Origin of the sequence: Pseudomonas sp. HMSC057H01, assembly GCF_001836405.1 — a bacterium.
Taxonomy (GTDB): Bacteria; Pseudomonadota; Gammaproteobacteria; order Pseudomonadales; family Pseudomonadaceae; genus Pseudomonas; species Pseudomonas aeruginosa.
In genome coordinates this window covers 1-18,304 of the sequence record NZ_KV828454.1, presented here as the reverse complement: position 1 = coordinate 18,304, position 18,304 = coordinate 1, and the positions used below count along the sequence as shown (strand labels likewise).

General features: G+C 56.2%; 24 protein-coding genes. 16 read left to right on the top strand and 8 right to left on the bottom strand.

Translation table 11 applies throughout. The features are described from left to right. The 3 genes from HMPREF2581_RS12375 to HMPREF2581_RS12365 form a co-directional block, all read left to right on the top strand. On the top strand, positions 1-761 hold a 761-nt coding region (locus HMPREF2581_RS12375), incomplete at its 5' end, for a hypothetical protein (protein ID WP_256565201.1). After that, positions 754-1,083, top strand: a complete 330-nt coding sequence (locus tag HMPREF2581_RS12370; protein ID WP_023121756.1) for a hypothetical protein — start codon at positions 754-756, stop codon at positions 1,081-1,083. The genes HMPREF2581_RS12375 and HMPREF2581_RS12370, both read left to right, overlap by 8 nt. Before the next feature lie 202 nt (positions 1,084-1,285). Next, positions 1,286-2,413, top strand: a complete 1,128-nt coding sequence (locus HMPREF2581_RS12365) for a tyrosine-type recombinase/integrase (protein ID WP_031632612.1) — start codon at positions 1,286-1,288, stop codon at positions 2,411-2,413. On the opposite strand, the gene HMPREF2581_RS32940 is transcribed toward HMPREF2581_RS12365, so the two are convergent. From HMPREF2581_RS32940 to HMPREF2581_RS12355, 4 genes are all read right to left on the bottom strand, one after another. Further along, entirely contained in the window at positions 2,394-2,843 is a 450-nt protein-coding gene (locus tag HMPREF2581_RS32940; protein WP_071535537.1) for a hypothetical protein, read from the bottom strand. The genes HMPREF2581_RS12365 and HMPREF2581_RS32940 overlap by 20 nt on opposite strands. Next, positions 2,840-3,253: a hypothetical protein gene (locus tag HMPREF2581_RS32935; protein ID WP_124186856.1), complete on the bottom strand. Its 414-nt coding sequence runs from the start codon at positions 3,251-3,253 to the stop codon at positions 2,840-2,842. Before HMPREF2581_RS32935 ends, HMPREF2581_RS32940 begins: the two co-directional genes overlap by 4 nt. Before the next feature lie 298 nt (positions 3,254-3,551). After that, a complete protein-coding gene (locus HMPREF2581_RS12360; RefSeq protein WP_016254112.1) occupies positions 3,552-3,842 on the bottom strand; it encodes a DUF3892 domain-containing protein in 291 nt (96 codons plus the stop codon). A gap of 49 nt (positions 3,843-3,891) precedes the next feature. After that, positions 3,892-4,668, bottom strand: a complete 777-nt coding sequence (locus HMPREF2581_RS12355; protein ID WP_003140870.1) for a phage integrase — start codon at positions 4,666-4,668, stop codon at positions 3,892-3,894. Between the two features lie 358 nt (positions 4,669-5,026). Here HMPREF2581_RS12355 and HMPREF2581_RS12350 point away from each other — a divergent pair, with 358 nt between their 5' ends. The 10 genes from HMPREF2581_RS12350 to HMPREF2581_RS12325 all read left to right on the top strand — a co-directional run bounded on the left by HMPREF2581_RS12350 (position 5,027) and on the right by HMPREF2581_RS12325 (position 13,387). Continuing rightward, on the top strand, positions 5,027-5,629 hold the full coding sequence (locus HMPREF2581_RS12350; protein WP_003140873.1) for a hypothetical protein: 603 nt from the start codon (positions 5,027-5,029) through the stop codon (positions 5,627-5,629). Positions 5,630-5,657: 28 nt separating this feature from the next. Next, on the top strand, positions 5,658-6,905 hold the full coding sequence (locus HMPREF2581_RS32000; RefSeq protein WP_016254111.1) for a hypothetical protein: 1,248 nt from the start codon (positions 5,658-5,660) through the stop codon (positions 6,903-6,905). Beyond that, a complete protein-coding gene (locus HMPREF2581_RS31995) occupies positions 6,892-7,500 on the top strand; it encodes a hypothetical protein (protein ID WP_003140879.1) in 609 nt (202 codons plus the stop codon). Before HMPREF2581_RS32000 ends, HMPREF2581_RS31995 begins: the two co-directional genes overlap by 14 nt. 35 nt (positions 7,501-7,535) lie before the next feature. Then, positions 7,536-8,141 carry a hypothetical protein gene (locus HMPREF2581_RS31990; protein ID WP_003140881.1) on the top strand — a complete coding sequence of 202 codons (606 nt, stop codon included), beginning with the start codon at positions 7,536-7,538 and terminating at the stop codon, positions 8,139-8,141. Positions 8,142-8,510: 369 nt separating this feature from the next. Then, complete coding sequence (locus HMPREF2581_RS31985; protein ID WP_071535534.1) at positions 8,511-8,957, top strand: adenylyltransferase/cytidyltransferase family protein; 447 nt, start codon at positions 8,511-8,513, stop codon at positions 8,955-8,957. Between the two features lie 718 nt (positions 8,958-9,675). Continuing rightward, positions 9,676-10,314: a hypothetical protein gene (locus tag HMPREF2581_RS12345; RefSeq protein ID WP_003140882.1), complete on the top strand. Its 639-nt coding sequence runs from the start codon at positions 9,676-9,678 to the stop codon at positions 10,312-10,314. A 242-nt stretch (positions 10,315-10,556) separates the two neighbouring features. Continuing rightward, positions 10,557-10,892 (top strand): TM2 domain-containing protein, encoded by a 336-nt coding sequence (locus tag HMPREF2581_RS12340; protein ID WP_003140884.1) that lies wholly within the window; start codon positions 10,557-10,559, stop codon positions 10,890-10,892. A 173-nt stretch (positions 10,893-11,065) separates the two neighbouring features. Then, complete coding sequence (locus HMPREF2581_RS12335) at positions 11,066-11,584, top strand: PAAR domain-containing protein (RefSeq protein ID WP_003140886.1); 519 nt, start codon at positions 11,066-11,068, stop codon at positions 11,582-11,584. Beyond that, on the top strand, positions 11,581-12,282 hold the full coding sequence (locus HMPREF2581_RS12330) for a VRR-NUC domain-containing protein (protein ID WP_003111822.1): 702 nt from the start codon (positions 11,581-11,583) through the stop codon (positions 12,280-12,282). Before HMPREF2581_RS12335 ends, HMPREF2581_RS12330 begins: the two co-directional genes overlap by 4 nt. A 16-nt stretch (positions 12,283-12,298) precedes the next feature. Continuing rightward, positions 12,299-13,387 (top strand): DUF3396 domain-containing protein, encoded by a 1,089-nt coding sequence (locus HMPREF2581_RS12325; protein WP_003140888.1) that lies wholly within the window; start codon positions 12,299-12,301, stop codon positions 13,385-13,387. Positions 13,388-13,493: 106 nt separating this feature from the next. Here HMPREF2581_RS12325 and HMPREF2581_RS12320 read toward each other — a convergent pair whose 3' ends face one another. Then, positions 13,494-14,306 carry an HNH endonuclease gene (locus HMPREF2581_RS12320; protein WP_003114208.1) on the bottom strand — a complete coding sequence of 271 codons (813 nt, stop codon included), beginning with the start codon at positions 14,304-14,306 and terminating at the stop codon, positions 13,494-13,496. Positions 14,307-14,605: 299 nt separating this feature from the next. After that, the gene (locus HMPREF2581_RS12315; protein ID WP_044060930.1) at positions 14,606-14,845 is read right to left on the bottom strand and encodes a hypothetical protein; all 240 of its coding nucleotides are present in this window, start codon (positions 14,843-14,845) and stop codon (positions 14,606-14,608) included. A gap of 206 nt (positions 14,846-15,051) precedes the next feature. Here HMPREF2581_RS12315 and HMPREF2581_RS12310 point away from each other — a divergent pair, with 206 nt between their 5' ends. Beyond that, positions 15,052-15,324, top strand: coding sequence for a hypothetical protein (locus HMPREF2581_RS12310; protein ID WP_003140890.1), 273 nt, complete (start codon positions 15,052-15,054; stop codon positions 15,322-15,324). Positions 15,325-15,354: 30 nt separating this feature from the next. On the opposite strand, the gene HMPREF2581_RS12305 is transcribed toward HMPREF2581_RS12310, so the two are convergent. Further along, a complete protein-coding gene (locus HMPREF2581_RS12305; protein WP_003140891.1) occupies positions 15,355-15,780 on the bottom strand; it encodes a VOC family protein in 426 nt (141 codons plus the stop codon). A 100-nt stretch (positions 15,781-15,880) separates the two neighbouring features. Between HMPREF2581_RS12305 and HMPREF2581_RS12300 the strand changes: the two genes are divergently transcribed. Then, complete coding sequence (locus tag HMPREF2581_RS12300; protein ID WP_003140892.1) at positions 15,881-16,765, top strand: LysR family transcriptional regulator; 885 nt, start codon at positions 15,881-15,883, stop codon at positions 16,763-16,765. On the opposite strand, the gene HMPREF2581_RS12295 is transcribed toward HMPREF2581_RS12300, so the two are convergent. Further along, positions 16,738-17,691, bottom strand: a complete 954-nt coding sequence (locus tag HMPREF2581_RS12295) for a LysR family transcriptional regulator (RefSeq protein WP_003140893.1) — start codon at positions 17,689-17,691, stop codon at positions 16,738-16,740. The two genes, HMPREF2581_RS12300 and HMPREF2581_RS12295, sit on opposite strands and share 28 nt — an antisense overlap. Positions 17,692-17,911: 220 nt before the next feature. Between HMPREF2581_RS12295 and HMPREF2581_RS12290 the strand changes: the two genes are divergently transcribed. After that, on the top strand, positions 17,912-18,304 hold a 393-nt coding region (locus HMPREF2581_RS12290), incomplete at its 3' end, for a RidA family protein (protein WP_070867339.1).

Sequence of the window (18,304 nt, the reverse complement as noted above, 5' to 3'; positions counted from 1 at the left end):
GTCGACCTGCGGATCTGCGACACGAACAAGGAGAGTCGGGCATGAAGGGCGCAACGATGCATCGGCTGATCGACCTCGGCGTCGACAGCAGCCGTAACCTGCGTGTCCGTATAGCAGCCCTCCGGATGTTCATCCGGGCAGTGCACGCCGATCGCGACGCCAGCTTCGCAGAGCATCGCCAGAAATGGCGACGACTTCTCAAGGGCATGCCGTTCACCGAGCAGGCGCTGGAGCGCGAGCGGATGGCATATCGGGAGCGGGCCAGAGTTGCGGCGCAAGCCATGGAGGAGTGCGGTGCTTGGCTTATCGGAAACTCAGCCATGATCGAGCAGGCTCTGTCATTCGACGACCTGTGCGATCTCCTGGGGGTGAATCATGCCCACCGTGCCGAGGCTGCCGAGGTCTGCGCGGGCGACGCCGGAGTCGTTGGCGGCCTGCTCTGGATTGGTGGGGAGTTCGAGGACAGCGCGGACCACAAGAGTGGCCGTTCCAACCGAGGGAACACGGGGCCACTTACCGCAGCGGTCCATAACCTGTTTCAGAAGTTCTTGCTTGAAAACCCGTCGGCCATCCCTGACCCATTCGCCCCGGATGGCCCTTTCTACGGCGCCCCGCGGCAGGAGACGGCGTCAGATGGAACGGTGCAGATTCGGCGACCGGCACTCACCGTCCACAGCCAGGACGGATCGATCCGCACGGTTGAGCGAAAGCCGGAGGCGTATTCGGTAGTGGCGAAAGATGGTGGGGGTCGCCATGGCTAGAACTCTGCTTCGCGTGATGAGGGGAGAGTTTGCGTTCTACCTGACCGAAGGGTCAAAGGGCGGCAAGAAAGGAGGGGCGCGCTGGGCCTTATACCGGACCAGTGGATTCGGGAAGGTCAAAGACGGCTTTGTCTTCGTCAACAGTGGTGACCGCGCCAGACTGCTGGCAATGACAAACGACGGTGAGCAAATGGATGCCTGCCAGGCACTGTTCGACAGTAAGAAACGCCGGGCCTACGTTCGGCGCTGCGAGATTCGCGGCCCATCCGGCCGCTGGGAGGGGCTTGCATTCAAGCCTAGGCCTCAGGAATGCGCTACCTGACTGTTAAAAAATTCGCCAGCGAGTCTGGCTACACCGAAGACGCCGTGCGCTCGAAGATCCGCGACGGAGTCTGGCGCTTCGGCGAGATATGGAAAAAAGCACCGGATGGCCGGACGCTTATTGATGTAGAGGGGTATGAAGCATGGGTAGAGATGGGCGGGGAGTCAGGGCGGTCTCTGATTCGAGTATCGAAATCACGTTCATGTATCGCGGCGTCAGGTGCCGGGAGCGCATCTCGCTCAAGCCCACCGCCACTAACCTGAAGCGAGCAGAGCAGCACAAGGCGGCTATCGAACATGCGATCGCCGCCGGTACCTTCGACTACTCGGTGACATTTCCTGGATCTCCGCGCGCCGCCAAGTTTGCGCCTGAGGCGTCACGCGAGACGGTTGCGGGATTCCTTGGCCGATGGCTTGAGTCGAAGCGCAAGCATGTCTCCAGTAGTACCTTCGAGGGCTACAGGAAGATTGTAGAGCTTCGTCTGGTGCCGGCCCTAGGGCCCGTCATGGTGGTCGACCTGAAGCGGAAGGCCGTCAAGGATTGGCTGGACACCCTGAAGGTGAGCAACAAGACGCTCAGCAATATCCAGAGCTGCCTACGCTCGGCCCTCAGCGATGCGATGGAAGAGGAGCTGATCGACAGCAACCCCCTCGCCGGCTGGACGTACGCAAGGAAGGGAGAGGTCAAGGTCGACGACGTGGACCCATTCTCGCCGGAAGAGCAGCGGGCGATCCTGAGCGCCCTCGATGGTCAAGGGCGGAACCTGGTGCAGTTCGCATTCTGGACAGGGATGCGGACCAGCGAACTCGTCGGCCTCGAGTGGGGCGATATTGACTGGCTCCGCGGCGAGGCGCATGTCACTCGCGCCATGACCCAAGCAGCCAAGGGAAAAGCGGAGGTGACGAAGACCACTTCCGGCCGGCGCAGCATCAAGCTGCTCGGCCCTGCGCTGGAAGCCCTGAAGGCGCAGAAGGCATTCACCTACCTGGCCAACCAGGAAGTCTTTCAGAACCCGAGGACGGGAGAGCGCTGGGCCGGTGACGGCCCGATTCGAAAGACGCTCTGGATGTATGCGCTGAAGAAGGCTGGTGTGCGCTACCGCCGGCCGTACCAGACGCGCCACACCTACGCTTCGATGATGCTGTCTGCTGGTGAGCATCCGATGTGGGTGGCGCAGCAGATGGGGCACAGTGACTGGACCATGATTGCACGCATATACGGTCGCTGGATGCCATCAGCTGACTACAACGCGGGCGAAAAAGCAGAAGTGATGTGGCGGCCCATCGACATGCAGGACTTTACCGAAACTCTTACAAAGAAAAACCCATAAAAGTCCCCATCCCAGAAAAAGTGCTGTTGCTGAATTCCATGCCTCCGGAACGAAGAGATTTTTCGTCGCCGACTATATTTAGCCCAATCGGCCTTAAGTCCATCTGAAAAATATTAATTTCGTCATCAACCTCAGATCGAATGGACATAATGACTTGATCATTAACAAACACGAGGACGACACCAGACTCAGTGGTGACTCGGACAAACGGAAACAGCGGGATGGAGGATTCTACAATCGGTACAAAAGACTTCATATCCGCATCAGCAATAGCCTGTATCCAAATTTGAGGTTTATTTCCTTTTCCAACTAGGAGCGGCAGAACTTCATCCACCGAAAGAATGAAGGTGCTGCCGCTGAGCAAATTGCTGCAAAGTTTAACCTTCGAATAAGGAATATAACCTTTTGGAAGATTACTTTTCGTTATCACTTTGCGCCCCTAATAAAATGATTCTGGCTTGCCGAATCTTTGAAAAACTTCCCTATTCGCTTCATTAATTTCTTCTTCTCATTGGGCACAAACGCGCTAACAACAAACAACAACGCAGTAATCAGAGATAAAATTGATAACACTATCACATCCCCTGACGCAACATCATTCGGGGTATTAAGGCCGTCTTTATAGACGTTTTGGAGAAGAGTGACCGCCGAGCCAATAGCTACAAATAAAAAGCTCGTCGCCCAGTTTTTCACTACATTGCCCTGACTATCCAGCCTCACATAATCAGCTTCTGTAAAAGGATAAATTGCCTGTATAGAAGCGATAGAGTTTCCACTCAGCGGCTCGGAGAGAACGACTGTTTCTGTGATCGTAGTGTTGGTGAAATTGTGGTCGGTCATCTCAGGTCCATGCTGTCAAGCGCCTACCGTATCCTGCTCAGGTGCGATTTATACACACCATCACTCTGGATGCCAACCGAGTTTCCGACCAGAATGACAGCGTTATGACAGCTTCCGATCTGGAGGCCGCGAAAACACTGGACTAGACGCTGGTTCAAATCCCCCCGGCTCCACCAAACGAAAAGAGATAAGCCCCTGATTTTCTTAGCGAATTTCAGGGGCTTTTTCGTTAAGAGGAGATAGTGTCGAAAATTGGTCGAGCTCCGACAGCTTCCGAGCCCTCAATGTCCACAGAGAATCAAAACTCTTGGAGGTTGCCGAGATTGTCCCGCTTGGTGTCATTGGGATCGGTGGTGAGGAAGTCCTCTTCGATCACATGCACGCGCGCACCCTCCTGCCATTTTCCCTCTGAGTTTTTTACAGAGGTGCAAAACGTCGCTTTCCCACCCCTAATCAGATCAGCAACAAACCCGCGATCCACAATGCGGGCAGGGCCCAGATTGGCAGTTACCTTTTTTCGCTGAACTCGCACGTAGTCAATGTGCTTATCACCCTTGTTCACACCCGTAATCCAAAAATCATATGCCATGACAGCTCCTTGTGCCGGGTCCATCCCGTCAAAGAGGATGTGGGGAGTGTCATTCTGATATCAAGCCTTCAGACAAATTTATTTGCCGACTGCCTAGACACCGCAGCGGTCCAAATTTGATCGCGTCCTGCAAGTGATCTGGGTACAAATGGGCATAGCGCATTGTCATCGTGAGCGTCGAATGCCCCAATATCTTCTGGAGCGTGAGGATATTGCCGCCATTCATCATGAAGTGACTGGCAAAGGAGTGCCGGAGAGCATGGCTAGCCTGCCCTTGCGGAAGTTGAATCGTGGTGCGATCCAGGGCGCGGCGAAAGGATGTAATGCAGGACGTGAACGGGCCATGCATTCGCCAGTGTGCACTCGCCCGGTTAGCCAGCTCTGGTGGAATCGGCACGTGCCTTACCTTCCCAGACTTGGTTCCGGCATAGGTCACGACGTTGCCCTGGAGTCGGTGTGCGGGAAGCTTTTCAGCCTCGGACCATCGAGCACCAGTAGCCAGGCAGAGCAGCGTCACCAGTTCGGTATGCGGGTTGTCGCAACGACTGCGGATAGAGTCGAGAAGCTCGCCGATCTGCTCGGTAGTCAGCCATGACAGCTCGCGCTCTTGCAGCTTGAGCAGCTTCACCCCGGCCAGCGGGTTGCCGTAGTCGATCTGGCCCAGATCCTTCAGTTCATTGAACACCGCGCGGAGGTAGCCCAGTTCGTTGTTCAGAGTCTTCCCGGATATCCCCTCCTCCAGCCGTTTCCGACGCAAGCTCGCATACGAAGACGCATCCAGGGCCGTCGCCAGGGGGTCACCCAATCGAGCAGCCAATTGCAGCATTTCGACAGTCGCCGAGGCGCATCGCGCAGTGAGTGGCCCTGCAAGTCATCCCCAGTGCGCGTCACACACACCGCGATCCCCTGATCCCTGATTTGCCTTATCAGGTCCTCATCGCTGACATCCGGGTGCGCAGTCAGCACGATCTGCTCATTGGCATGACGCTGAAGTACGAGATAGCTCATCGCTCCGCTCCTTGTTGCGGTTGCTGGTCGCAGCAACATGGCAGAGGGCGGAGGTGCTACAAGGCTGAAAACACGTTTCGGCACTATCGTACTTTCAAGATGCCATCATCCTACAGGCCGGTTAGAATCGACCCACGTAGACCCTGAGTCCGCTAGCAAGCAAGGACGCAACGTGCATGGCAAAGCGCGAGATCAACGAGCAGCTCAATAGCCTGAGCTTCGACATGGACGAGGAAATCGACGATCGCAACGAACGTCGAGGCCGCAAAGCCGCGCCACCTCGTCACGCCCACACTCCCATGGACCCCAGCCACGCCATCATTCTGGCCGCCATCATCATCGTCGGCGGCCTGTGGGGCGGGAAGCTTCTCTACGACTACATCCAGGAACGGCGCATCAAGGCCGCCCTCAACGACGCAGCCGCCTATATGCAGCAGACCATGCAGCAAGCCGAGCAAAACTCCAGACGCGCGAAGGCAGAGATGCAGCAGCGAACAGCGGCTGAGGAAGAGGCCAGAGAACAGCGGCGCGCTGAGCAACTCGCCCAAGTGCAGGCAGAGCAAGCACGGGTGGCGCAGGAAAAACGCTTCAAATCATCCCAGTGCCAGTTCTGGTGGCAGCAACACAATCAGAATCCTACGCCGAAATCCGCACAGAGGAAGACCGAATCTTGTGGAGAATTACTAGATCATAAATATATTTGGCCGAGTATAAAAAGCACCTCCTTGATTAGAGTCAAAATTAATACCACAGCAACTAGCAGTCTTTACCTTAACTAGTAGATTGTTTTTCGCGGGAAGCATAAAAATGGCAGATACAGGAATTAAAGTTGCTTACCTCAACAAAGATCAAAAGATTTGGTTTATCAGAGCGAGCTCAGGAATTTACGCAAGAAACTTCAGGACGGGCGGCGTAATTGCAATTAATCACCTAGAAAAAATCCTAGGAAATAGATTGGGAAGTGAGGTCCCCAGCGAAGGAAAATTAAGATCAGTCTTGCTAAAAAACAAGGACTACTATGATTTTGTAGTAGACAACAAAACCGAAAGGGAGACAAAAAGGCTTAACAGGAGAGGATTAAATCTGCTTGCTCAAATTAAAAGGTTTGCGTATGACATACAAGCTGGCGACATAATTGTAACCAAGAATGAAACTGACGGCTACAACATTGGTGTCTGCAGTGAAAGTGAAGCCTTTGTTGATCACTCGCCGATTGAACTACCTAGAGCAAATGATGAAATCCCCAAGGGACCAGTACTTCGTTACAAGTTCAGGAAAAGGGTAATTTGGGGGCCGATGATAAATGGCAAAAATCTTCCGCACACCATACGACGAGCCACACGTGGTCAGCAGACGGTAACAAATCTTAGCAAGCATAAGGTTAAAATATTTCATCTGATTTATCCGTTCTTTACCGATGGTGATCATCTCTATTTCTCGAACAAGATACTCAAAGAGGGAGATATTAACTCTCTTGTCGTAGGCAAGCTATTCGAAAACATATCTTTAGCAGAGAAACTAATTAAAGAATTGGTTTCGGACGGGGAAATTGACTCGAGAAAACTCTTGCTTCTACTGCAAAAGCAGATGTTTTCGGAGACGGACTTTGTTTCCTGCCAAGCTGAATTCATGTCGCCAGGAGACATGTGGTGTAAAATTCCACTTTCCCAAGCGTACGACTTAATTACTCAAGTTGGAGCGGGAGTTATTATATGCCTCCTGTTGACAGGGCAATTATCAGCAGCGGAGCTGAAGACAATTTCAGATGCAAAAAATGCAGCGACCGCCGTTGTCAAAATCAATGAAGACAGCCCATCGAGCAGCATGTTCAAAGATAAATTCCAACCAGCCAAACCATCTACGGCACTCAAAGGGATTGCGAGAAAGTTAAATGATAAAAGCTCAGAGCTTGAGAAGCTAGAAAGTGATCGAGCTACTCGAGAGGTCAAGAGCAATCTCCAGCTTGAAATGACGGCGACCAGGACAGAAGCACTTGAAAAGTTCAAATACGGAATCAATGTAATTGAACTGAGAGGCGTCAATGAAAATAATTGAGCCCTTGAGCAGTGCTCTCCTAGTAACTGGGTGTGTTTATGCATCGGGGATTGCACAGAACTCCGCCTTCATGAGGGTGTTTGGGGTAAACCCAATATTCAGCCAGCCAGCGATAGATAAGATATTTTATGACGGAGGCATAATAACATTTGAAATATTTTCAACCCATTTAATAGTTGCTGCCATCGGCCTAATCTCCCTTCTTTCTTTTATTATATTTATCTCGGTAGCGATTTCTATAAAAAAGCATACGAACGTTTCCTCTGAGTTCTTAGAGATTGCAGAAAAGATAGAATGCCTCGTGGTACCTTTCGGAAAGATTAGCGGGCTGTGTATCCTGACCTACCTAATAGTCCTCACACTTCTCTCATACAACAAGGCAAAAGTAGATGGCGAAGAAATCGCACTATCTTTTGTACATACATGCCACAAAGTCGTAATAGAGAAAGGCAAAGAACGAGTGGACGGCTGTGCCTTTAACAAGGACAGAGACTCAATATGGTATTACACACTGGATGGCGGAGAGCCAAAAGCTAACGCCAAACCGCTTTCGGAAATTGATCGAATTATATACCTCGACCCTGAGACTCAATAGAACTCTCCGGGAAAACAAGGCATTACACAACCAATATGCCCAGACCCCGTATTGACAATGCAGCTTCACTGGAAAAATATAAAGATAGGCTGTTAAATGGATCTTATAAAATTCTCTCTCTTCTACTTGATCTAATAATCAAAAGCTTGGCGAAGCCTCGCACTGTATACAAAAAGCTTGCTATTGGCTCGCTAGCAATAAGCGGAGGAGCGTTCTCGACACCTTTCTGGCAGCAGGCATTAGAGCAGGCGGTTTCTAGCATTGAAACAAGTATATGCGATACTCAAACCTCCTCCCTGCTTGTAGGGATTTTGTTTCTTCTTCTAACATTTTTATTTGCAATGCTCTCCCAACGATACTCGAAAAACCAAAAAGAGAGCTTAATCGATAGCAAAACCATTAGCGCGCCGGCAATGGTTGGGAATTCCAAAATATACTGCTACTGCGGTAGTGTAATGGCAATTTCCGGAATAGAAGTGGTCGTAACATCCGAGAATACCAATCTCCATCTGGGCAGTATTAGCGGAACCTCTGTATCAGGAAGGATCAGAAGATTGTCCGCATCGTTCAATAGCGATGGCACATTGCATATAGATCATCTTCAGAATGCGAGAGACTTGGAAATCAAATCAGCTGCATAAAGGTCCATACTCTTTAGGGATTTGCGTAGCTGCGCCTCCATATAATTCCATACATAACGGAATCCAGTCTATCATCCACGCTGTAGCTCTCGAGAAGCGAGACACAGGTGTTAATCTTATAGAAAGCACTGCAAATAGGAAAATTTATGAGTTTGTAGTTAAGCACTGCGTGGCCAATAATTTTTCTTCAGTTTTCATTCCGGTATTTGGCCTTGGCAGTGGAGGCATCCTTAGAGATGAAGCGATTTCTAAAGCCTTGCAGCCTCTAGTCGAGGTTATTCACGAAAACGGCAGCGCGATCAACTTCTACCTCGGGACCTACAGAACTACTGATGTCGCGCTTCTCGCAACTAGACTGCTAAAAATAAAATGAAATTGAACTATTACTCGCTGAGTGCCATAGCCCACAAGACTCTGAAAGGAGATTTAGGATATACGTCGGGAGTTTTTGATCTCTTCCACCAAGGACATAAGATATATCTAGAAAAATGCAAAACACTGTGCGATACATTGATCATCGGTGTAGATGATGATTCTTTAGTAAAAACAAATAAAGGTGAGAATCGTCCTTTCGAAACCATTGAAAAGCGAATTGCAAATGTCGTAGCGCTTGGTCTGGCTGATGAAATATTTATAAAGACTGGATCATCTGAAGATATTTTCGAGACCATTAGGTTGAACAAATATTTCGTCCCAAAAAATCGGAGTATCGCCCAGCGGCGGACGCTTCTTCTGGAGCGACTTTCTATTGAAGCCATAGTGCTTCTTTATACAGAAGGAATTTCCATTACGCTAATATCCCAGCTGGACAGTTGAGTAAAGCTCAGTTAGACGCTACCGCTACTTTCTAAGTATTAATGGCTTTTCGAAATTCAGTCTTTATGAAAAATTCCAGATAGATGAATGCTAGTTGCCTGCCGAAAAAGTGTCGAATTAACTTGCCGATACTTGTTACTAATGGCCTGTACGGCCCTTCTGAATGCCCCTATTTCTGCGGCGTTAGCCAATAATGGCCATCAATAGTCAAGCCAGAAACGGGGTCAAATCCCCCCGGCTCCACCAAACGCAAACGATAAGCCCCTGATTTTCCTAGTGAATTTCAGGGGCTTTTTCTTTGCCCAGTCCCTTGCCTGCTCCTCCAGCGCCGGGCCTTTCCTGTTGCCGGCTCGCCTTGCTGCTCCCTCCCCTACCGTGACCGACACCCGGCGAGCTTCGCCAGCCCGCTCTTTTGGCTGCGGACGCGCGGAATGATATTTCCCGAATCTGTTAATGAGACCGTTCGATTCCGCCGCCAACAAGGCTCTGGAACGCTGGCAGGAAAACATTCATGGATTCAGGTTCGAAACTCCCCGTCCAAGAAAACGAGCCTCCGAGAAACCGACGCATACTTTTCGTCAAGCACAGAAAAAGAATTTGAGCTAGACACTCACTACCAGGGTAAGCAGGCGTCTTATATCCCTGGAAAGCGAAACCTAAAACAGAGATTCCAAAACACGATAAACCGGCCTCCACAGACGCTCGAAGGACAAGAAAAATGAAAAAGGAACCGAAAGGAGCAAAAAACAGGATAGTCATCGCCAAAGATGAGAAGAACGTTCTGACCTGCACCAGCGAAGGGTTCGAATATACGCCAGACATCGTCAAGAACGTCTACGGAAAGAGCAGCCGACCCGCACTGGAAGACTGGTTCCTGACGGAACTTGATTTCTTTCGCAGGTATTACCCGGGATACGAGATTTTCACCCTCGGCTCCAGTTGTGTCTTCGGCGAAAAGTTCGTGAACTACCTGACCATCTGCGAATTCGACATAGACAGTACCTACGCCTTCGACTGTCTCAAGAAGGCCCTGAGGGAGTCCGACCAGGCCATTAGGCGGAAACTCTCCGCCATGTGGAAATGGGACATAGCCGCCAGGAAGGACTGGAACATCGTCTTCATGGTTGGGCACATGGACTTCGCCTACTTCCTCCAGCACAGGAAGGAGTTCCAGGGGGATGCCCATAAGCGCTTCATGAGTACATTCACCACGGCGGAGACGAAAATCACCTCTCGCGACTACAAGGTCATGCATGACGGCGCGATCCTGCCCTTCGACGAAACGGCCCTGTCGCCGGAAGACAGGTTCATTTTCGAGAACTATCAAAAGATAAAGTTCGAAACCACGCCACTATGAAGTTAACGGACAAAAGCGAAAGGCGCCCGGCCGGACGCCTTTCGCCAATAAACTCCAGCCACTCGCCAGTTTGTTTTAAGCACTTCTACGAAGTCCAGGAGTTCCGACTCCTGGCCGACTCTTCCAGAGCCCCGCAATAAAACTACAAATCAAAAACATCCTCAGACTGGACGCTTGAAAAAACACCGTTGGCAACGTTTCAATTCCCACCATGTCTTCCGCATGGATCAGTGGGAAAACTCATGTCACTACAGTCTGAAATGCTCGTGGAGCAGAAAGTTTCCAACGCCCAGAAATCCACCGGCACCGCCTATCTTCTGTGGTTCTTCCTGGGCGGTTTCGGCGCACACCGCTTCTACCTGGGGAAAACCGGCACGGCGGTTACCCAACTGATCATCACGCTGATCGGTTGTTTCACCCTGTTCCCCCTGATCATTACCGGCATCTGGTGGATCGTCGATGCCTTCCTGATTCCCGGCATCATCCAGGGCCATACGGAGCAGACCCGCCGCGACGCCCGGCTGGAAGTTGCAGCGCTGCAGGTAGCCGGCGCTTCCGCGTCGCACCCTCAAGACTGACCGGCGCACCTCGCTACGGTCCTCGGCGGGCCGGAGAAGAAACCAATGCCGGGAGGTGGGACAAGGAGAAGTCCCCTTCTGCGTTTCTTCCGCTGGCGATAGGTGCCGACTCGTTCAATCCCGAATTGGCCGCCAGAACGGCCAGCACATCTCACTGATGCAAGGACCCGCACATGAGTGGAAAACCCGCCGCCCGCGTCACCGATCCAACGACCTGCCCAGTGCCAGGGCATGGCAGCAACCCCATCGTCCAGGGCTCTCCCGACGTCGTTTTCGACGGCCTGCCGGCAGCACGGCAAGGCGACACCTCAGCCTGCGGAAGCCCGATGATCTCAGCCGTTTCGTCGACGGTACTCATCAACGGCCTACCGGCGGTGACGCTGGGTAGTATCGGGGCGCACGGCAACGTGGTGATCGGCGGCTCGGGGACGGTACTCATCGGCGACGTCTTCACGCCCGCCCCGCGCGCTCCCGCCCTTCCCCTTAACCGCAACAGCGTGCCCTGTTCCGGGCGCTTCCAGCTCATCGACCACGAAACGGGCAAGCCCGTCGCCGGACGCCGGGTCAGGGTCTGGTCGAGTGGCGGCTGGAATGCGTTCGACACCACGGATGCCGACGGCATGACCTCCTGGATCGAGCGCCCCACCGCGGAGACCCTCTACATCGACCTGGTGCAGAGGGGCGACGCATGAGCGACCAGCCCAGCCTGTCCCGGGGAGGCATGAGCCCCGAAGGCAGGACCAACCCCGTCGGCACCCTGGAATCCAGGCTCGATCCGCAGGACAAGAAGGTGCTGTGCTCGGCGGTCTGCCATTGCAGCAGCACGCCCAACCTCAGCCAGGATGGCAAAAGCCTCAAGCAGGCGTGCGTGGCACAGCGGCTGGGAGAGTTGGACGAAGTTCTCCAGGGACGCAGCCCCTACAAGCCCGAGGTCAGCTACGACATGACCAAGAACCCACCGCAGCCGATTCTCGATAGCCAGACCGGTAACAGTCCACATGGCTGGATACCGGGATGGATCAGCAAGTATTGGGATGAAGATCCGGAGCATCCGCCGTTCAAGCCAGGGAAAGGAATGATTCGCAGGCCCGACGTGATCATCGTTCAGAATCCCAACAGGCCGCCAACCCAGGACAATATCAAACAGGTGGTGGAGATGAAGTTTCCGCCTGACCCACATAATAGGGAACAACTTGAGGATTATGCAGCGATTGCCGGCAACAAGAACAAGATTGTTGAAATGAAACCCTCCGACTGCGACTGTGGCCAGGAAAATCAACGATCCAAGGTGCCAGTAGAGCAAGCAGGGTGGGCCGTCGCCATCGCAGGTGGAGTGATGTTCGTCTTGACCCGAGGCCGTTCCCCTCGCCCGATGATTCCCGCCTATTGATCAAGAGGAAAAGCCCATGGAACAGCCATTCGATCTGGCTGCAGAGTTAGCCAAGCAACCCCATCTACTGGAAATAGCCGGCAACCTGTTGATGAAGGGCGGCCCCGAAGACTATATCGGTGCCGTGCTTTGCCTACGCGGTACTCTCTACTTCAAAGAGGCCCATACCCCACTGGTACGTGAGTCATTATGCCAATGCTTCGATGAGTTCAAGCGCCTAGCAGAGCCTCACCTCACCTGGCTCTGGCGTGAAGAGCCTGCACAAGGAAAGCCACTGACCGCATACCGTGACACCCAACCACTGCGCGAGATGATGGGGGCAATGGATGAAGACGATCATCTCAGCTTCTGCTACACCAGCGGCAAGAAATCCCGCGATGCAGGCGCCTGGCTGTTTGATATTTACGGCAAGCGGAGCTGGCAAGCCAAAATGGGGCATGATCTTAGTGTTCTGGAGTTCTCCGTACCTCTGCTATATCAAGAGCGGCAGCCATTGGATTTCCTACAGCTGTTTATTGACTTCGCACGGCGACTAGAGCCGGAGCAGGGGTATGCGGGGCATGCCTACAATCTCTCGCCGACCAGTTGGGACAATGACGAGCCCTCCGAAGCCTTTATGGCGGCGCGTATGCCGGGTTTGGATGTAGGGACGGCTTGTCTGCTGGCCAATACTCCCGAGTTCAAACCTACAAGAATCAAAACTGTCAGTTGGCTAACCCTCCTGAACAACGAGCGCCTGGCGCTGGCCGGCGGGCTCGATGCCCTGCGTGCGCAACTGCCCTCCAGCCACTTTGCCTTCTACCGCTACGGCGATGGCGTGGTAATCCAGGCCGGTGCCTATCCCTATATCGCGGGTGATGCGGAAGACTCCAGACCCGCTCCGTATGTGCTGCTGAACCACGCGCTCAAAGGCATTCGCTATGAAACCGTCGGCTCGCTACACGGCGGCTCCCACGACGGCGAATTGCGGCTGGTGGGCTGGGCGGCCGATCAATGGCTGAAACGGCTGGATGTGGAAGACAGCGAACTCCCCCGCTGGCGCGACAAATTGCTCAACACTGAGCCATGCTTGGACGCGACGAACTCACTGCCGGAGCGCCCGTAGGGGCTTACGTTTTCTGGGATCAAAAGTGCTCGCCAAGGCTACACTCCCTATGAGGCGAGCCTGACAGAAAAATAAATATGTCCCCTTTTTCCTTCTTTTTCCTTACCTAAACGACTACATCAGCCTCCGCGCAAACCCACCTCCCACGAACAAGCCCCTTCAGCTCATCGACGCTAAGAGTTCGATCACGCCTGCGATGAACAACTGCATGGCAATTTGCACAGAGGGGCACCAGGTCAGTTTCAGGGTTCACGGCTTTGGGGGCTTCGAACTCAGAAATGGGCTGCGTGTGGTGAACGTGGATAAAACCCTTCGCGTACTCGCCGTATGCCTTTCCGAAATCAAAACCGCACGCCTTGCAAGCTACACCATGAATCGCAATTGCCTGGAGACGCAGCGTTGGGTCACGCTCGTAGCGGACCCCGTAGTAGGTGGACAGACTGCCCTCGGTGCGAGACTCAAAGCCCCCCAAAGCTCTATCGCCCCAACTCTCGGCAACCTGCAAAGGCTTAATCTCGGCCCTTGCCAGGATGCTATCAAAGGTGACCTGTCCAATCTCCCGGACACCACTACGCCAGTAGTTGCTGGCCTTCGATGGCGGAATGGGCTCTAGGTAGCTATTCCCTTCTTTTGCCAGGACTGCCTGCTCAAATGGCTGAAAACTCTCGATCAACGCGAAGAGATCACCTTTCGAGCTTTCAGGGTCAGGGTAAACCTTGCCGATACGCGCAATACCAAAGTAATGCGGCTGAGCACTGAGGCGCTGATCAGCAAAGGACTTATCTGTCAGCTTGCCCTTGTAGTAAACCACCTGCACCCCTGGCTTAAGGATGGCGCTGTATCGCCTTGGGTAGTGGTAGACAGCTCCAGTTTCGTCGTCCCAGATCGACACATCATTCTCAGCGATAACGGCGGGCATAGCTGCAGAGTCCTTTCATGATGGTTGAGCGACAGCCTATCAGGCACCTGCCCAAAATCGAACCTGGCAAAGAGCGGGAGCAATGCCCCTCTACTAGAAACCTATACCTACTTGAGATCGTTAGGCATGTAGCGAAGAGGCATGCCCAATTCACCACAACAGCCTAGCCAGACAAGGCGGATAGTACGGCACAGACGCTCATAGTTAAGGCCTGTGTGAATTCGGCTCAATGAACATACCGGCTCACATAGAGACTCCTCTAACCCCCCGGCCTCGCCGGGGGGCACCGCCTCCGTCGGTTATCGGTGTCTGCGTGCGTATTCCGCCTCGAACAGCGACAGCAAGGAGCCGGTGATGCGGCGGTGCTTTCGCCGGTCTTCGGTTTCGTCGAGCAGGTCGAGGACGCTCAGCGTTCCGATCGCCGACTCCAGCCGGCGGCGGGCGGTGTCGAACAGGTCTTCGCTGGCTGCGCTGCAGTCCAGGTAGAGGGTGGCGCAGCCGGGATGCTGGTTGCATTGCGAGGTGCGTCGCAGGGGGATGAAGGTGGAAGGGGACTGTGCGGTGACGGTTTTACCCGGCCAAGGCGCCGCTCGGGCAAGGCGTGAAGCGCTTCACAAAATGCCAAACAGAGAGCGAGCGCATCCCAGCGCCAACACGCAATCGCCTTGAATGGCCGCTTCGATTCCTCGTCATGCGGGGATGCCGTGCCCGGCTCCAGCGCATCGCCACCCACACCGGAAACCCCATGCCCTACCGCGTTCTCCTGCTCATCCTGGCCCTGACGCCCGCCCTCGCCTCCTCCGCCACCCTGGACGAACGCCTGGGCGACCTTGAACACGCCTTCAAGCCCGACCTCGACGGGACGACAAGCGCAAAGCCGGCCAGCCCGCCGCCGGAGCGGTTCAAGCTGGCGCCGCTGGGTAGCGTGGTGCGCAAGAAAGAGTGCGCGACGTCGAACCTGTCGGATGAGCAGTCCAGCTGCGCGGCGCTGGAGTTCTGCACGGACTGCGCGCAGTAAGCGCAGCCTCCAGGCGGAGCGCCGGCAATCTCACTTGGCGAACAACTGGTCCATGTCGCGGAAGCTCTTGAACTCCAGCGCGTTGCCGCAGGGGTCGAAGAGGAACAGCGTGGCCTGCTCGCCGACCTGGCCCTTGAAGCGGATGTAGGGCTCGATCACGAAGTGGGTGCCGCGCTGCTTCAGGCGTTCGGCCAGGGCGTGCCAGTCGTCCCATGCGAGGACCACGCCGAAGTGCGGCACCGGCACGTCGTGACCGTCCACCGGGTTGCTGCCGGCGTGGCGCTGGGAATCGGTCTGCGGATGCTGGTGGATGACCAACTGGTGGCCGAAGAAGTCGAAGTCGACCCAGTGCTCGGCGGAGCGGCCTTCGCTCAGGCCGAAGACCTCGCCGTAAAAGCGCCGGGCGGCCGGCAGGTCGTGGACGGGGATGGCGAGGTGGAAGGGCATCAGGCTCATGGCGCGGTTCCTCTGTGGGTGTGCCGGGATTATTTGCCGTGCCGATTTCGATGGAAAGCGCATAATATTTCGCCTGAGCAATACTTTTTTCGAGGCTTGGATGATCCGCGAACTCCGCACCCTGGTCGCCGTGGCGCGCCGGGGCTCCTTCGCCGCGGCGGGGGAACAGGTGGGGCTGACGCAGTCGGCGGTGAGCGCGCAGATACGCGCGCTGGAACGCAGCGTCGGCGTCGAGTTGTTCAAGCGCACGCCGCGCGCGGCGCACCTGAACGAGGCCGGGCGGCAGGCGGTGCGTACGGCCGAGCAGATCCTCGCGCTGTTCGACGGCATCGGCCAGGGCGACAGCCCGCGCGGACGCCTGCGCATCGGTGCGGTGAACACGGCGCAGACCGGGCTGCTGCCGGAGGTGCTCAAGCGCCTCGCCGAACAGGCGCCGCACATCGAGCCGCAGGTGGTGCCGGGCGTCTCGCTACACCTGCTGGACCAGGTGGACGCCGCCGAACTGGACCTGGCGATCCTCATCCGCCCGCCGTTCAACCTGCCGCGCGGGCTCTCTGCGCAACGGGTCGAGCGCCAGCCGTTCGTGCTGATCGCGCCGCCGCAATGCACCGCGACGGATGCGCTGGAATTGCTGCGCACGCAACCGTTCATCCGCTACGACCATGTGTCCTTCGGCGGTCGCCTGGTGGGCGATTTCCTCGAGGCGCAGCAGCTCAGGCCGCGCCAGGTGATGGAGCTGGACGAGATCGACGCGATCGCGCGGATGGTGGAGAACGGTCTCGGCGTGGCGCTGCTGCCCCGGGCCGGGCTGTGGCTACGCGAGCCGGCGCGGGTACGGGTGATCGAACTGGGCGCGCTGGAATTCCAGCGCGAGCTGGTGATGGTCAGCCGCAGCGGTTCGGCGCAGGACGACCTGGTCGGTGAATTCCGCCGCGCCCTGCTGGCCGAGACGGCGGCTCAGGAGGCCGCGCCGACCACCGCGTAGCGCGGCGCCGGGCGCGCCAGCTCGCCGAGGAAGGTCCACAGGCGTTCGGCCTCGCCGGGTAGCGGCAGGCGGCGACGGATCAGGGTGTAGCGCAGCGGTACGTCGAAGCGCTGGCCGCCGGCGCGCACCAGGCGACGGCTGGCGAGGTCCTCGCGGACCAGGGTATGCGGCAGCCAGGCGACGCCCAGGCGCGACTGGGCGAAGAAGCGCAGCCCCTCGGTCTGGCTGGAACTGTGATGGCGCTGGAGGAACAGGCCGCTGTCGCGCAGCAGCGGTTCCAGGGCCCAGCCCAGGTGGCATTCCTCGGAGTAGCCGAGGAACGATAGCGCTTCGGTCTGCAGGCGGTCGAGGTTGAACAACGGCTGGCCGGCGGCGTCCGGCGCGCAGACCGCCACCAGTTGTTCGTGGCCAAGCTCCAGGCGCTGGAACTCGGCTTCGCTGTCGATGCCCAGGCGGCGCGACACCGCCTCGCCTTCGTCGAGCAACGCCACCACGTAGTCCACCGAGCCGCCGCGCAGGCGCGACAGGCATTGCGGCAGGTAATCGCAGTCGACGCTGAACTTGGCGCTGCGGAAGTCCGCCTGCAGGCGCGGAATCCAGTGCGGGAAGAACACCGAGGAGAGGATGTGCGGGGCGCAGAAACGGATGCGCCGCTGGGCGTCCTCGTCGCGCTCGCGGATCGACTGGCGCAGGTTGTCCAGGGCGCGCACCGCGTCCTGCGCCACGCCTTGCAGCTGGCGGCCGGCCTCGGTCAGTTCGAGGGCGTGCTTGTGGCGCTCGAACACCGGTGCACCGAGCCACTGTTCCAGGGTCTGGATACGCCGGCTGAGCCCGGACACGGAGACATGGCACTCCTGCGCCGCACGGCTGAAGCTCTTGATCCGACAGAGGACGAGGAAGTCCTTGAGCATCACCAGGTCGATCATCGTTGCGCGTTCCTCAACGGTCGGGCGTTTTCAGTCTACTTCGCGCGGCGGTGCCTGTTGCAAGGCTAAAGTTCGGTTTGTTTTGCCGATTTGGCAAGCAGCTCGTCGACTCCCGCAAAACAGACCGGGAAAACCGGCCCACAGTAGTGAGGTCGCGCTTTTCCAGCCATCGACCCGCCCGAGCATCGTGGCCGGGCGGGTCCGCCACGAGGACAGGACCATGCAGACATCCCCCGCTCCGGCCATCGTCGCCGGCGGCGCCTACCAGCCGGTGGTGCTCCACGCCGGCATCGCCTACGTCAGCGGCCAGTTGCCGTGCCAGCACGGCGAGCTGCGCTGGACCGGCAAGGTCGGCAGCGAACTCGACCTGGAACAGGCCCGCCAGGCCGCCCGGCTCTGCGCGGCGCGCTGCCTGCTGGCGCTGGAGGAGGCGCTGGGCGGCCTGCAACGGGTCGAGCGGCTGCTCAAGGTGACCGGCTACGTCGCCAGCGCGGCGGGTTTCGTCCAGCAGCCGGCGGTGATCGATGCCGCCAGCGAGTATTTCGACGAGGTGCTCGGCGCGCGCGGCGGCCACGCCCGCGCCGCCGTCGGCGTGGCCGAGCTGCCGCGCGGC

Excerpts from the sequence above, each read along its gene's own strand:
- HMPREF2581_RS12370 (WP_023121756.1), top strand. The coding sequence starts at position 754 with ATGGCTAGAACTCTGCTTCGCGTGATGAGGGGAGAGTTTGCGTTCTAC.
- HMPREF2581_RS12365 (WP_031632612.1), top strand. The coding sequence starts at position 1,286 with ATGTATCGCGGCGTCAGGTGCCGGGAGCGCATCTCGCTCAAGCCCACC.
- HMPREF2581_RS32935 (WP_124186856.1), bottom strand. The coding sequence starts at position 3,253 with ATGACCGACCACAATTTCACCAACACTACGATCACAGAAACAGTCGTT.
- HMPREF2581_RS12360 (WP_016254112.1), bottom strand. The coding sequence starts at position 3,842 with ATGGCATATGATTTTTGGATTACGGGTGTGAACAAGGGTGATAAGCAC.
- HMPREF2581_RS12355 (WP_003140870.1), bottom strand. The coding sequence starts at position 4,668 with ATGCTGCAATTGGCTGCTCGATTGGGTGACCCCCTGGCGACGGCCCTG.
- HMPREF2581_RS12350 (WP_003140873.1), top strand. The coding sequence starts at position 5,027 with ATGGCAAAGCGCGAGATCAACGAGCAGCTCAATAGCCTGAGCTTCGAC.
- HMPREF2581_RS32000 (WP_016254111.1), top strand. The coding sequence starts at position 5,658 with ATGGCAGATACAGGAATTAAAGTTGCTTACCTCAACAAAGATCAAAAG.
- HMPREF2581_RS31995 (WP_003140879.1), top strand. The coding sequence starts at position 6,892 with ATGAAAATAATTGAGCCCTTGAGCAGTGCTCTCCTAGTAACTGGGTGT.
- HMPREF2581_RS31990 (WP_003140881.1), top strand. The coding sequence starts at position 7,536 with ATGCCCAGACCCCGTATTGACAATGCAGCTTCACTGGAAAAATATAAA.
- HMPREF2581_RS31985 (WP_071535534.1), top strand. The coding sequence starts at position 8,511 with ATGAAATTGAACTATTACTCGCTGAGTGCCATAGCCCACAAGACTCTG.
- HMPREF2581_RS12345 (WP_003140882.1), top strand. The coding sequence starts at position 9,676 with ATGAAAAAGGAACCGAAAGGAGCAAAAAACAGGATAGTCATCGCCAAA.
- HMPREF2581_RS12340 (WP_003140884.1), top strand. The coding sequence starts at position 10,557 with ATGTCACTACAGTCTGAAATGCTCGTGGAGCAGAAAGTTTCCAACGCC.
- HMPREF2581_RS12335 (WP_003140886.1), top strand. The coding sequence starts at position 11,066 with ATGAGTGGAAAACCCGCCGCCCGCGTCACCGATCCAACGACCTGCCCA.
- HMPREF2581_RS12330 (WP_003111822.1), top strand. The coding sequence starts at position 11,581 with ATGAGCGACCAGCCCAGCCTGTCCCGGGGAGGCATGAGCCCCGAAGGC.
- HMPREF2581_RS12325 (WP_003140888.1), top strand. The coding sequence starts at position 12,299 with ATGGAACAGCCATTCGATCTGGCTGCAGAGTTAGCCAAGCAACCCCAT.
- HMPREF2581_RS12320 (WP_003114208.1), bottom strand. The coding sequence starts at position 14,306 with ATGCCCGCCGTTATCGCTGAGAATGATGTGTCGATCTGGGACGACGAA.
- HMPREF2581_RS12310 (WP_003140890.1), top strand. The coding sequence starts at position 15,052 with ATGCCCTACCGCGTTCTCCTGCTCATCCTGGCCCTGACGCCCGCCCTC.
- HMPREF2581_RS12305 (WP_003140891.1), bottom strand. The coding sequence starts at position 15,780 with ATGAGCCTGATGCCCTTCCACCTCGCCATCCCCGTCCACGACCTGCCG.
- HMPREF2581_RS12300 (WP_003140892.1), top strand. The coding sequence starts at position 15,881 with ATGATCCGCGAACTCCGCACCCTGGTCGCCGTGGCGCGCCGGGGCTCC.
- HMPREF2581_RS12295 (WP_003140893.1), bottom strand. The coding sequence starts at position 17,691 with ATGATCGACCTGGTGATGCTCAAGGACTTCCTCGTCCTCTGTCGGATC.